A 12,839-nucleotide genomic window follows, 5' to 3' on the forward strand; every position below is an offset into this window, starting at 1 on the left:
ATCTGACATGGCTATCTTTACTTAACAAGGACTAATCGTTGATTTATAACTAGTGAAGTAACAATCAATAGAATAGTTAAAATTGCCTCCCTTTGCCGATTAAAAGGGGGCTTTTTTGTTTTATAAGTTTTCTTCGTAGCTCTGGGAATCATGAATGGAGCACACTTTCGGTATCTCTCACATACCGCTTACATACACCTTGTTTTCCTCAAATAGCCCCCTTAATCCCCATACTTTTACCCATATCATTTAAATAAAAGAATATGGCAAATCAATTTTTAATCAAAGAGACTATGGCGGCTATGCGAGACTTATCTGCGGTTGAAATCACAGCATTACAAAATGGAACTTATGAGGGAGTTCAGTTATTGGGCTATTATCAAAAAGGGGATACCCCAGCGCCGATTAATTATTACTTGGCTCCAACGACTCCTGATCCGGGGTCGGATAACGGTGGAAGCCTAATTGAAGTAAGTGGAATTAAGCTCATGCACAATTTCGTAGGCAGTGTCGATATCAGATATTTTGGAGCAGCGCCGCAAAATTTGGACAATACGCTTTTTATCCAGAAATGTATTGACACCGTTCAAATCAAATGCATTTCTATTGATAATAATACTTATAAGGTACTTGGGTCAATTAATCTAAAATCAGCTTTAAAGATTCAGGGGGATGGTTCCTTGATAACCAAGACCGGTAATCAGGCTATTGCTCTTTTTGTCGGTATAGCAGTTGATGATGTGGTCGTAGATAATATTCGATTGCATGGTGGGTTCGATCCTGCAAAACCCAATAACAATGAGTATGCGGGATTGTGGTTTTCCGAATCTTCCCATTTGGTTATAACAAATGTAAGCGTAGAGAAATTCTCTGTGGGAATACGTCCATACTATTGTGATGATGTAGAAATAGATGGTAATACTATCGTTGATAATCACACTGCGGGGATTTCAGGCTTTTCTAATAATATGAAGTTAAAAAATAGCTTTATCCAAAGAAATGGAAATGTAAATCCGATGACATCACAGCAGACGCGAGATGTCTATCTGATCAACAGCAGTAATCTTGAGATATTCAATAACACAATTGGAAACTCAACGGATCCGCTTACCAGAGCTTTAACTGTAAGATATGGGGTAGATGAACTACGGACAGGTTTCGACAAGGTGGAGAATATTTCAATACTACACAACCGCTTTCAAAACAATGGTGTAGGTATCGCAGGCGATCCTGGAGTGGTAGCAACACAGCGCGTTACTCCAGTCAATGTGATTCTTGAATCTAATGATTTTACGGGTACGACTGATCTATGGATAGATGATGTCTTCAATGCAAGAACACAAAATAACAAAGGTATTGTCAATTACAATGTCAGGATAGGTACGAGTAAACCTTTTTCCCTTTATTCGTTCAATGATGAAACACAACAGGTCAATCAAAATTCCCTATCCGGCAATCAACTAGTAGCCCGAGATGCTATTATCTTTGATTCGACGAATTTCACCAGTTCTACTGGCTTTGCATTCAATACTGTCGCTGGCTACGGTGGACTTCCAGCATGTACAATTAAAAGTCCTAAAAGTAAGGTGCCGCTATTTGATGCATCCTTTTCTAGTAGATTTGTTGCCGGATATGTATTGGTTGAGGATAGCTTTAGGTCGAACTTAAGTAATCGCAACTATTTTGACTATGAGATTGTGAATAGCAGTTCATTTACACCCAATAATATTTCCAACGAGCGAAATCCCTTTTTTATTAGAGTAGATACTGTAGGAGTATTAAATATTACCGCGCCTACAAATTGTAAAAACGGTGCAGAGCTAGAGATGATCTTGCTAAATTTTAAGCCTACTGGACAGATGAATGTTACTTTCTCTGCCGAATACGATCTGTCTGAGAATACGAAACGGGCATTAGCCAGTCTTCCTTATACTAAACTCATTTTTGTGAAATTCAGATACCTAAGGGGTGTTTGGAGAGAAGATGTCAATAACTATTTTTTCAATAAGTCATCCGCTGTCGCAAATGTCTCAAATGCGAATCTTTCGAATACAACAGCTACAGATGTCGCAGGTCTGGTCTCTTGGATTAATTCAGATTTAATTCCGTTAGTCAATGCCAATAAAACCCAACTTAATGCCAAATTAGAGTCCGATCGAGCGAGTGGTCAACAGTCAAGTTAACGATATTGAGCCGTTAGAGAAATGGAATATTCGCAAGGATATTCCATTTTTTGCTTAATAGGGGCGTTCTATAATTTTGAAAAGTAGGCAATCCAATAAGTACTTTTCGGTATCTCCTATATACCGCTTACATACGCCCTGTTTTCCTCAGATAGCGTTCTTATCAACCATACTTTTGCTATACACATAAAAACACAAGAAAATGGCAACAAATCAATTTTTAATTAAGGACACCATGTAGGACATGAAGACACTGAATTCTACCGAAATCACTGCATTGGAAAGCGAAATAATATCTTTACAAGATCAAAGTGGATAAATTTATCCGCTTTGATCTTGTATAAATACTCCTCGCACCAGGGAAACAAATATAAACTTCCGCAGAAAAATACATTAGTTAAATTTGCACATAGTATATTCTCAAATAGGTTACTTGCAGCATAGTAGCTTAAAGGTAATGATTCTGTTAAAATATTGCAGGGCTTTGAATGATCCAACATCACTGAAGTTAGGCACTTAATTAGTTCGATCACAGATTGGTTCGATCTCCATGAGATTTAGGCTGTGAAATTACTATGAATTTTAAATCATTGGCTGTTCTATTGAAAATTCTATGAATTTCATTTGGTTGAATATGAAATCCATTTCCCTCTTCTACGGAATAAATTTCGTCGTCAACCTCAAAAGTGGCTGTTCCACTAAGAATATAAAAAAATTGCTGTGCCTTCGAATGGAAATGCAAACTTTCTTCTGTGTTAGGGGGCATTTTTTCTTGGATTATACTTAAGGCATCGGATTTCAATAAATGCCATCCATCACAGCGTTCTCCCCAAATATAATGTTCCGAGTTACAGGTGTTTTTAATTTTCATTATTAATCATTTTTGACATTTAACTTTCAACATTTTCATAATGGAGGACTTTCGGGAAGGGATCATAATAATGATGAAGTAGAGATTTCCATTCCTGGTATTGCGGAGAAAGGCGGAAACCTACTTCGTGAGCTTCAACAGAAATCCATTCGACCAAGAGAATATATTGGTTTTCAATTTCTAAGCTTTTTTCAGAGCATGGCTAATGTATCCTTCTATGGAAGAGATATACTGTTGAGCTTTCTTAAAGTCAAGCTCAAACTCTTCAGATTTACCATATTTTACATTCAATATTGCAATTTCTAGAATCATATTGTTTATTTTATTTATATCTATACATTAACATGATTTAGTGACAGGCACAGCCCTAATATACTAGTTCATCTGGAGATTCAAAAAAGTACCTAGAATAAACGCTAGATTGACAAGTGTAATATAGCCCCAAGAAATTTCAAATGGCTATGTTGTAGTGAACTAATATTATTTAACACCAGAAATCATCCTTTTCCTGGTAATCCAATGTTGGATGCTACGCAATCTATCTGCGTACTTTTGTGTTGCTGTGCGAGCTTCAATTTTTTTAAAGAAAATTATCTGCCTGATAACAAGCGGTCTCCTCTGATTTTTATACTCTTTTTTTTGTGCGCAAACAGGCTTCAGTATCGCAATTGATCTTTGTGTTAATGAAATTTTTAAAAAAGCACTAAGAAATGAAAGCACATATCATCAATAAGCTAATGGAAATAGAAGCGAGCGAAGGGGTACGTATACTTTTTGCCAGTGAATCTGGAAGTAGAGGTTGGGGATTCCCCTCAACCGACAGTGATTACGACGTTCGGTTTATTTATGTGAGAAAAGTGGAGGACTACACCCGCTTATTTCCGCTGGCTACCGAAATGCGGTTTCCGATAATCGATGACCTCGATATAGCAGGCTGGGATCTGTTTAAAGTACTAAAATTATTGTATAAGAGTAATGTCAGTCCATTTGAATGGATCCAATCACCAGTGGTCTATTATGAGCTTAATGGATTCAAAATAAGTTTTAGGACAATGATCGACAATTATTTTGACGCACGTAGGCACGCCCATCATTATTTAGGGATTGTCCGTAGCAAAATAGAAGATCTTCAACACGAAACGATGAAGCTTAAGAGCTTGTTTTATAGCCTAAGGTCTTTACTTGCGGCAGACTGGTGTATTACCTACCGCAGTTATGCGCCCATGACATTGGCAGAACTATCCGTATTATTGCCTCATGTCGTTAAAGACGAAGTTATGGAATTGCAGGAGTTGAAGAGCCAGGTCGATGAGGGGTTTATATACAGTTGTTCTGCGACCATAAGGAGTTATATTGAAACAAGGTTAATATATTTAGATAATCAAGTAAAACAGGTTCCCGTATCCGTATCGGATAAAGAGGGACTGGAGAGTTACTTTAAAATCCTATTAAGATGACTATAGACGAACTTCGAAAGAGCGGGCTGATCCTGTTTGAGGCCGTTGTCGGCAGCCGGGCATATGGATTGGCCACCGCATCTTCAGATACCGATATCAGGGGGGTATTTTATCTGCCCGTGGAAGATTACTTGGGCGGTCAATATATTGCCCAGGTGGCTAATGCCAGTAATGATGAAGTGTATTATGAGCTCGGACGCTTTGTGGAGCTACTCTCAAAGAGTAATCCCAATATATTGGAGCTTTTGGCTAGTCCTGCTATTGCATCGTATACCAAGATCCAATAATGGAACAATTTAAAATGGAGGATTTTATCACGCGAGAGGCAGCTATGACCTTTGCGCAATACGCGATGGTACAGGTGCGGAAGGCAAAAGGGTTGAATAAGAAAATCAACAATCCGATGGATCGTGAACGTAAAAGTTTGCTGGATTTCTGCTTTATCATAACTGGTCATGGTAGTTTATCGTTAAGCGCATGGTTAGGCAAGCGGCAGTGGAAACAGGAAAACTGCGGTTTAGCAAAGATCGAACATGCAAAGGGCATGTATGCCTTGTATTATGATCAGACTCAGACTTTGGGTTACAAAGGTGTCGTGGCCACATTGGAGAGTAATGAGGTTTCCTACAGTTCTATCCCTAAGGAAGAAACACTTTGTGCGTACCTTTTTGTTAATCACGAAGCTTACTCTTCCTATTGCAAGGCTTATAATGAATATTTTAGCTGGGTTTCAGAACGCAATGAGGCGCGCTTTGAAGGGACAATGAATCACGGCCAAGGCTATGACGCCAAAAATATGATGCATACCATACGTCTATTGCAACAGGCAAAGGAGATTTTGTCCAAAAGTGAACTGCAGATACGACGTCCCAATAGGGAAGAGCTCCTGCGCATCAAGAGTGGCGCCTATAGCTATGATGAACTTTTCGTCTGGTCGCAAGAGCTTTTTCAAGATGTACAGGGACTTTGCTTGCACAGTTTACTTCCGGTAGCGCCAGATCGGGTTAAGCTAAGGCTGCAATTGGTTCAGATGCGTAAGCAGCTTTATCAGATCAAACTTTAATTGTTAATCATGGATATACTCCTTCGTTAGCGGTACTTAGCTGCAGCAATGCATCAGCAAATGCCAAAGTAAGGCTAAATAAACCAGCTCATTAGCCAAATTGCTTCCCTCTGCCGGTTCGAGGGAAGCTCTTTTTGTTTAAGGGCTTTTATGTACGCAGATAGCTGTTATTATTTAATTGATGCAGTGTAAGCGACATACTCGTTTACAATCGGCAGGTCAGCATCGGCCCAGTCGTAGTTTCTTAATTGAGCAGCATCTACCCATATCGCCTGGGCATGTTCCAGCGCTTTTACTTCTCCTGATTTTAGGCTACATACAAAAGGGGAAAGCTGCAGCGAAAAGTCAGCATAGTGATGCTCTACCATCGTAAGTGCGCTATGTATGCTAATATCAATCTCGAGTTCCTCTTTAATTTCTCGACGTAGGCATTCTTCTTTAGATTCTCCGGTTTCGATCTTGCCACCCGGAAATTCCCATTTCAATGGAAGTTTCATCGAAGCCGACCGTTGGCAGATCAGTATTTTATTGGCGTGTTGTATAATCGCACAGGTTACTTGTAGCATAGTGGTTCAAAGGTAATGATTATCTTGTATGAAGCAATCGGTCGTAAAGAATGCCCGTTTTTAATTACTTCTATAATTAGCCGCTTTTATGTAAATTTGTACATACCATATTGTAATGGCCGAATTCAAAGAACACATCGAAATTTTCAGAGAAACTTACGGCACCCGCTTTGAAGCCTGGCGAGTGTTCATTGATCCTAAGGAGAAGTTATATCCAGTTTATTGGAAATGGGACGAAGGTAAATTTGAGAACAGGGATTTTGCTATTTTAACGATGAAACGTCGTTATCCGGCTTTAGAAATTAGATTTCATCAATCTTGATATGTTGATGATTTGAAAATGATTTTCTATTTTGTCTCCTTATGAACGAGGATCTGCAAGTTTATCTCAATGCTTTCGCCCGTGTGAAAAGGGCAAATACAAAATATGGATTGGCACCACATAAGCCGATCTTGCTCCTGACTTTGGTCGAACTGATCGACAAAGGTATTGTACTTAACAACCGCTTTGAAGTCAATGTCGATCTTGTGGGATTGTTTCAGGAAAACTGGCGCCTTCTGGTACGTACAGCGCATCAGCCAGACTTCACGCAGCCCTTTTATTATTTGCAGTCCGACAAAGCAGCAGGGCAGGGCTTCTGGGCTCTATATCCCAATCCCGGCTTTCAGATCAATGCGCATATCAAAAGTGTAAGGATCCTTTCGGAGGTAGTAGCTTATGGTGCATTCGATGATAGGCTTGCTGTGTTGCTTAGTGATCCTTTGAACCGGGCCACAGTTCGTGATCAGCTACTTTCTGTTTACTTTCCAGAGGAGCGGCTAGCATACTATCGTCATAAGAAACTGAATGACGGCTTTTACCATAGGGTGCAGTCTTTGGTGCTAAATGAGCCCGAGGCACAGTACAAACATATTTCCATTCAGACCGAGGAAGATGTGTTTGTCAGGTCCGGATTATTCAAACGCTATATCCCGCAGCTCTATCAGGATACCTGCGCCATGACAGGCATGCGGATGCGGTCTACTTTTAAGTACAACTTTATTGATGCGTGCCATATTGTGCCTTTTGCGGTGACGCATGATGACAGGGTGACGAATGGGATAGCACTATGCCCAAACCTGCATCGTGCATTTGATAGGGGACTGGTCAGTGTTGGAGAGGATTATACCATTATTGTTTCCGCTCATATTGATGAGCTGGCCGATCATCCCTATAGTTTGTCGAAATTAAATGGCAAATCTATTTTGCTCCCTGAGGTAAACAGGTATTATCCATCGCAGGAAAACTTAGTTTGGCATCGGGAGAATGTTTTTAAAGGATGATATAACTATTTCCAGAGTTTTCTGGTCTCTAAGAATAGCTCTATCTGATTCAGTACAGTAGGAAGATTTTTGAGAATGTCCTGTGTCCAGAACCTGAATACGACGTAGTCCATGTCCCGTAGGGCTCTATTGACGCGTATATCTTTTTGCATATTGCGCTCGATCTTGGGAATCCAGAAAAGGCGGTTAGATTTAATACGTTCCTTGTTATTTTTCCAATCGAATCCATGCCAGAATTCTCCGTCTACAAATATCGCAAGCTTGTATTTTTTAATTACAATGTCGGGAGTGCCAGGGAGCGATTTGTCGTGAAGACGAAACCGGATATTTTTTGACCATAGTGCCTTTCTAAGGATGAGTTCAGGTTTGGAATTGCGGCTTCTGATTTTAGACATATTATAGCTACGTTTTGAAGTGGTATAAAACCCCGCAGCTTCCTCAAAGCGAGGAACATAAATTCTATCGTTTTCGTCATCGTATTTTGCCATCACTCAAAGTTAGGGATAATAATTAGAGGATTAATATCATAGAGAATGGGATGAACATAATTGAATTTAAAAAATAATTTTACTAAAAAAAATAGCATCTAAAATACTGGGATTTTGTATCTTTGTTATTATTTTCCAAAGAGATCAGAACTTATCTTTATCAAAGTTTACGTAATTCGATTTTTTTTGTGAAAAAATAAATTGAATTAGTTAGTTTAGGGAAAATTATTACTTTTGCATTTTTTTTTGAATACCCTATGCGAGAAGAGATTATTAATCTACAAACTTTAAATCCTAGTCAACAAATTAACGTGAAGAAACCTCTATTATGGGCTGTTGATATTTTTAGTGGTGCTGGAGGAATGAGTATTGGTGCTGAAATGGCAGGAATTAACATAAAATTCGCTGTGGAGAAAAATGAACATGCTGCAGATACTTTCAAATTTAATCATCCTAACGTTGAAGTATTAAAAAAAGATATTACTGATGTTAATCCGCTTGAATATGTAAAGGAGCCAGTATTTGTAGTTTTTGGTGGCCCACCTTGTCAGGGCTTTTCAACCGCCAATACTAAAACAAGAAATAGTTCCAATAAAAACAATTATTTGTTTGAGGAATTTCTCAGATTTGTTAAACAGCTGAAGCCATTGTGGTTTGTTTTTGAAAATGTAGAAGGTATCACAACCTATGAAGATGGTAATACCATTAAAACAATAAAAAGCCTCTTTGATAAGGTCGGTTATGTTACAACTGAAAAAGTTTTATGTGCATCAGATTATGGCGTCCCACAAGATCGTAATCGTTTTATTATGGTTGGCAATAGAATTGGAGTAGAATTTGAATTTCCAGAGAAGCTTAGAAATAAAGTAACGGTAGGAGAAGCATTATTCGATCTACCAGAATTAAGCAATGGTGATCAATTTTATGAACTACCTTACTTAAAAAGTATTGATGAGAGTCCAGATTATGTAAAGCAGATGCGAGGCGCAACAGATTTTGCTAAGCAAAATTTTGTTTCTAGAAATAAGGAATACGTTTTAGAAAGATATCGATATATAGGGCCAGGCCAAAATTGGAAAGCTATACCAAATCATCTAATGGAAAATTATGCAAACAAAAATAACTGTCATAGTGGTATATATAAACGTTTGCATCCAGATAAGCCCTCAGTGGTTATTTCCAATTATCGAAAAAATATGTTAATCCATCCATTTAAAGATAGAGGATTATCTGTTCGTGAGGCAGCACGATTACAGAGTTTTCCTGACAATTTTATTTTTAAGGGATCTCTTTCTCATATTCAACAGCAGATAGGGAATGCAGTTCCACCTTTATTAGCCAAAGCAATTTTTGAGCAAATTATAAGCTATAACGATGAGCAAACAGTCTAAAAAGAAAGTTCAGGAGAATTTTTTGAATTTCAATTTTGATATAAGTGCCTATAGGCTTTTAGGTCGTGAACTAATAACTGATAGGATCACTGCTTTGTTTGAGATAGTCAAAAATTCTTACGATGCCAACGCGAATCTGGTTGAGATTGAATTTATTTCACTGAATCCTTTAAATGACACATCTAAAATTATTATAAAAGATGATGGTATAGGTATGTATTTTGAGGATTTAAGGGATCGTTGGATGGTTATTGGTACTAGTAGTAAACGAAGAAATAGAACATCACCTGAACCATATCTTCGAAAAGTTACAGGGAAAAAAGGAATTGGAAGATTTGCTGTAGATTTATTAGGTTCTAAACTTACATTAAGTACTAAAAGGAAGGACGAAAACCGTTGGATATATTTAGAAACAGATTGGACGAAATATAATGAATTAGAAGAGCAACAACTATCCCTTCCTTTAGGGATGGAAGAGGGAGCAAATAAGAAAAAGGATTTCTTTACAGATATAAAAAATCGTTATTGGTTTGGAAAGAATGATGACAAAGCGGGGCACGGGACAATATTAGAAATAGAAGACATTAACGATCCTTGGACTGAAGATGATATTAAGCGTGCATGTAAGGAGTTAGCAAGATTGGTTTCTCCTAATAAAGGAATTCAGAAATATCCTTTTAATATTCGAATTAAATCTGAATATGAGGGGATGAAGGATCTTGAAATAAAGCCTCTGTCTTATATAGAATTTGCAACAATTTCAATTGAGCTTAAAAGTAGCAAAGAAAAAGAAACTCAAGAAATTGCAGTATTTGAAAATGGTAAACTTTTAAAAAAGGATACTGTAAAGCAGAGTTTTGGTTTGATTGACTTTTATCTATACTATTTCGATCAACCAGCTAAACGCAAGTTTAAAGAAAAGTTCAATATAGATATTGACGGAATAAAAATATATAGAGATGGCATCATTACTACTCCTTTTGCTGAAACCGAGGCTGACCAAAATAAACAGAAAGACATCTTAGGGATAGATAAGCGTAGGTATTCAGGTTTTTTTGATAAAATTAATAGTCGCGATTTACTAGGATTTGTTGAGCTTACCGATGAAAATAATGCTGGTCTGATAGAAGCAACAAATAGGCAGGATTTTTTAGATAATAAAGAGTGGCGAAGTTTAAAAGATTTCATAATTGACCAAATTCACCAAATTGAGAAGTGTTTAAAGAACAATAAAGAGCAAATCCGTAAAAATACCAAATCAAATCTAAATAGAGCAACAGCTGATTTATCAGGTATAAAAACATTAGTAAAGGAGGTCAAAGAAACTGCACCTAAAGAGTTGCATGAAAAGCTACAATTAATAGATAGTAGCTTAAGTAAGCTTCAAGGTACTGTGAATAAAAGCATTGTAGATTACACAAAACTAGAAGAAGAAAGTAAGCAAAAAGAAAGCCTATATTTTAGTTTGGTGTCTTTACAGACATATGCAGCTATGTTTTCCCATATGACTAAACATACAATTGGTCACGTTTTAAGAGACGCTGAGTATTTTAGTTCTCGTTTTCCTAATGAAAAATTGGAGGGTCGATTTAAAGTGATCTCTTCTAGAATTTACGACGAATTTTTGACATTGAGAAAGGGCGTTGATTTTATGTTAAAGTATGCTCAAACGGATAATGAATTCGAAGATATTAATATTCATGATCTAATCAATAATCTGTTTATTTCAATATACAAACCTACCTTTGATCTGAATCACATTAAATCCGAATTGATTCTAGATGATAAGCTTATTTTACATTATAATAAAAAGGCACTTGAAGATATTTTTGATAATTTAATCTCTAATTCTATTAAAGCTTTAAAAACCGTTAAAGAAGGGATTATTAAATGTAGCGGTGTTATTGAAAATAAAAAGTTGATTTTGAAATTTTCAGATAATGGTTTAGGAATTCATAGTGATGATAGATTTAGAATTTTTGAAATTTTCTTCACAAAAACTGCAGAAGATGGGGGAGCGGGGATAGGACTATATATGGTTAAGAATCGTATAGAGGCAATGCAGGGAACTATTGAGGTAACTGATAGTGAATTTAAACCAAATGGTGCAACTTTTAAGATTGTATTACCTTTTAAGAAGTAAATCAATGAAAGTACAGGTTTTAATTATAGAAGATAATCTGAAATATAAGAACGACACTTTAGTGTGGGCATTGGAGGATAAGTTTGATGCGGATAATGTAGTTTTTGAGCCAGATCCTAAAGAAGCTTTAGATTACATAAAAACTAACTTAGATAAAAATATTATTGTATTTCTTGATATTCAGTTTCCAAAAGGAGAATTGGATGGACACGAAATATTGGCGGAGATTCGTAAAATGTCTGAGTTAATCCCTGTTATTCTATGGAGTGGTGTTAATGAGAATCAGGAAAAATTCAGCGATTTTATAAATCATAATGCATTTCGTTTTGTTAGTAAAACTGCTACGCTAGCGGAAATTATGCCTATCGTGGATGATGCGGTCTCTTTTTTCGAAAATAATTTGGATAACACAATTGAAGATTGGATTATTCAAAAAGATGGAGATAAAGACAAGCCAGTATATTTTACAGGTGACGGTCACTCTTATTCTTTAAATGATATATTAAATCATATTCGTCAACAAACAGACGTTGGTAAATCATTTTCCAAGAAACTGAACCAATTAACTATTGACTTATTATTAAGAAATAAAAAGAGATTAAATGATTAATTTATTTTTAGCTTTTGATGAAGAAGATGGTAGTATGGGAACTTTCAACCAGGGATGCTTGGAAGATTTTGAAACTTATTTTCATAAGGATCATCCTATAAAGCCCAGCTATATTAGATCTAGAACATTAAACCCCGTCAATATCGAAATAAATTTGGATCGTCTAAAGACTAAATCTTTTATATTTAGCGCTTATTCGCACGGTCTTGACGATCGGCTAGTTATCAAAGATTCGCCTTACATTGATGATACAAATGTAAATCTGTTTAAGAATTCGCTATTTTATACTGTGTCTTGCTCGTCCGCAAATATATTAGCAGATAGATTAATCGAAAATGGATGTCATTGTTATCTTGGGTATAAGTGCCTTTTTAATTATTGGGATGGTTACAGAGAATTCTCAGAATGTGCAAATTTTGGGTTGTTCAAAATTTTTGATGGTGTAGATTCCCGGGGGGCTTTCGATCGAATGTTAGAAAAATATAATGAATGTATTGATAGGCTAGTGGAAGAGAATATAGATGGATTTATGCAAGCTGCTCTATTAAGAGAGAATAGGGATGGCTTAGTTCACAAAGGTAACTCTATATCTATCAAAGATTTTCAATATAGCGAGGATTAATATCCTCGCTATTTAATGATTTAAATTGGGATATTCAGTAAATGTTATAAAAAATGGTGGTCAGAATAATTTCGGTCACCATTTTTTGTTCTGTTATCCCGATCTTTGTAAGATTTTTCCGC

At 36.6% G+C, this 12,839-nt stretch carries 14 protein-coding genes; 11 read left to right on the forward strand and 3 right to left on the reverse strand.

Features of this window, described 5'->3' with window-relative positions; translation table 11 throughout:
• Positions 1 to 263 precede the first annotated feature (263 nt).
• Positions 264 to 2,183 carry a right-handed parallel beta-helix repeat-containing protein gene (locus tag D7322_RS23655; RefSeq protein ID WP_121126665.1) on the forward strand — a complete coding sequence of 640 codons (1,920 nt, stop codon included), beginning with the start codon at positions 264 to 266 and terminating at the stop codon, positions 2,181 to 2,183.
• A 529-nt stretch (positions 2,184 to 2,712) separates the two neighbouring features.
• Here D7322_RS23655 and D7322_RS23665 read toward each other — a convergent pair.
• A complete protein-coding gene (locus tag D7322_RS23665) occupies positions 2,713 to 3,054 on the reverse strand; it encodes a cupin domain-containing protein (protein WP_121126667.1) in 342 nt (113 codons plus the stop codon).
• 12 nt (positions 3,055 to 3,066) lie between these two features.
• On the opposite strand from D7322_RS23665, the gene D7322_RS28600 reads away from it, so the two are divergent.
• The 4 genes from D7322_RS28600 to D7322_RS23685 all read left to right on the forward strand — a co-directional run bounded on the left by D7322_RS28600 (position 3,067) and on the right by D7322_RS23685 (position 5,574).
• Positions 3,067 to 3,360: a hypothetical protein gene (locus D7322_RS28600; protein WP_183078825.1), complete on the forward strand. Its 294-nt coding sequence runs from the start codon at positions 3,067 to 3,069 to the stop codon at positions 3,358 to 3,360.
• Positions 3,361 to 3,764: 404 nt separating this feature from the next.
• Positions 3,765 to 4,511, forward strand: a complete 747-nt coding sequence (locus D7322_RS23680) for a nucleotidyltransferase domain-containing protein (protein WP_121126669.1) — start codon at positions 3,765 to 3,767, stop codon at positions 4,509 to 4,511.
• Positions 4,508 to 4,798, forward strand: coding sequence for a DNA polymerase beta superfamily protein (locus tag D7322_RS29010; protein WP_245971437.1), 291 nt, complete (start codon positions 4,508 to 4,510; stop codon positions 4,796 to 4,798). The genes D7322_RS23680 and D7322_RS29010 overlap by 4 nt, the downstream gene beginning before the upstream one ends.
• Positions 4,798 to 5,574, forward strand: a complete 777-nt coding sequence (locus tag D7322_RS23685; protein ID WP_245971438.1) for a nucleotidyltransferase — start codon at positions 4,798 to 4,800, stop codon at positions 5,572 to 5,574. Before D7322_RS29010 ends, D7322_RS23685 begins: the two co-directional genes overlap by 1 nt.
• Positions 5,575 to 5,744: 170 nt before the next feature.
• On the opposite strand, the gene D7322_RS23690 is transcribed toward D7322_RS23685, so the two are convergent.
• Positions 5,745 to 6,140, reverse strand: a complete 396-nt coding sequence (locus D7322_RS23690) for a (deoxy)nucleoside triphosphate pyrophosphohydrolase (RefSeq protein WP_121126670.1) — start codon at positions 6,138 to 6,140, stop codon at positions 5,745 to 5,747.
• Positions 6,141 to 6,255: 115 nt separating this feature from the next.
• Here D7322_RS23690 and D7322_RS23695 point away from each other — a divergent pair, with 115 nt between their 5' ends.
• Both D7322_RS23695 and D7322_RS23700 read left to right on the forward strand, forming a co-directional pair.
• Positions 6,256 to 6,462 carry a hypothetical protein gene (locus D7322_RS23695; protein ID WP_121126671.1) on the forward strand — a complete coding sequence of 69 codons (207 nt, stop codon included), beginning with the start codon at positions 6,256 to 6,258 and terminating at the stop codon, positions 6,460 to 6,462.
• Positions 6,463 to 6,503: 41 nt separating this feature from the next.
• The gene (locus D7322_RS23700; protein WP_121126672.1) at positions 6,504 to 7,463 is read left to right on the forward strand and encodes an HNH endonuclease; all 960 of its coding nucleotides are present in this window, start codon (positions 6,504 to 6,506) and stop codon (positions 7,461 to 7,463) included.
• Positions 7,464 to 7,468: 5 nt separating this feature from the next.
• Here the strand turns inward: D7322_RS23700 and D7322_RS23705 are convergent, their stop codons facing one another.
• Entirely contained in the window at positions 7,469 to 7,951 is a 483-nt protein-coding gene (locus D7322_RS23705) for a very short patch repair endonuclease (protein WP_121126673.1), read from the reverse strand.
• 257 nt (positions 7,952 to 8,208) lie between these two features.
• Between D7322_RS23705 and D7322_RS23710 the strand changes: the two genes are divergently transcribed.
• The 4 genes from D7322_RS23710 to D7322_RS23725 are packed head-to-tail and all read left to right on the forward strand — an operon-like array spanning position 8,209 to position 12,717.
• Positions 8,209 to 9,342: a DNA cytosine methyltransferase gene (locus D7322_RS23710; RefSeq protein ID WP_121126674.1), complete on the forward strand. Its 1,134-nt coding sequence runs from the start codon at positions 8,209 to 8,211 to the stop codon at positions 9,340 to 9,342.
• A complete protein-coding gene (locus D7322_RS23715; RefSeq protein ID WP_121126675.1) occupies positions 9,326 to 11,485 on the forward strand; it encodes a sensor histidine kinase in 2,160 nt (719 codons plus the stop codon). The genes D7322_RS23710 and D7322_RS23715 overlap by 17 nt, the downstream gene beginning before the upstream one ends.
• Before the next feature lie 4 nt (positions 11,486 to 11,489).
• Entirely contained in the window at positions 11,490 to 12,095 is a 606-nt protein-coding gene (locus tag D7322_RS23720; RefSeq protein ID WP_183078826.1) for a response regulator, read from the forward strand.
• Positions 12,088 to 12,717: a hypothetical protein gene (locus D7322_RS23725; RefSeq protein ID WP_121126677.1), complete on the forward strand. Its 630-nt coding sequence runs from the start codon at positions 12,088 to 12,090 to the stop codon at positions 12,715 to 12,717. The genes D7322_RS23720 and D7322_RS23725 overlap by 8 nt, the downstream gene beginning before the upstream one ends.
• Positions 12,718 to 12,839 lie beyond the last annotated feature (122 nt).

The organism is Sphingobacterium puteale (assembly GCF_003627955.1).
GTDB classification, from domain to species: domain Bacteria; phylum Bacteroidota; class Bacteroidia; order Sphingobacteriales; family Sphingobacteriaceae; genus Sphingobacterium; species Sphingobacterium puteale.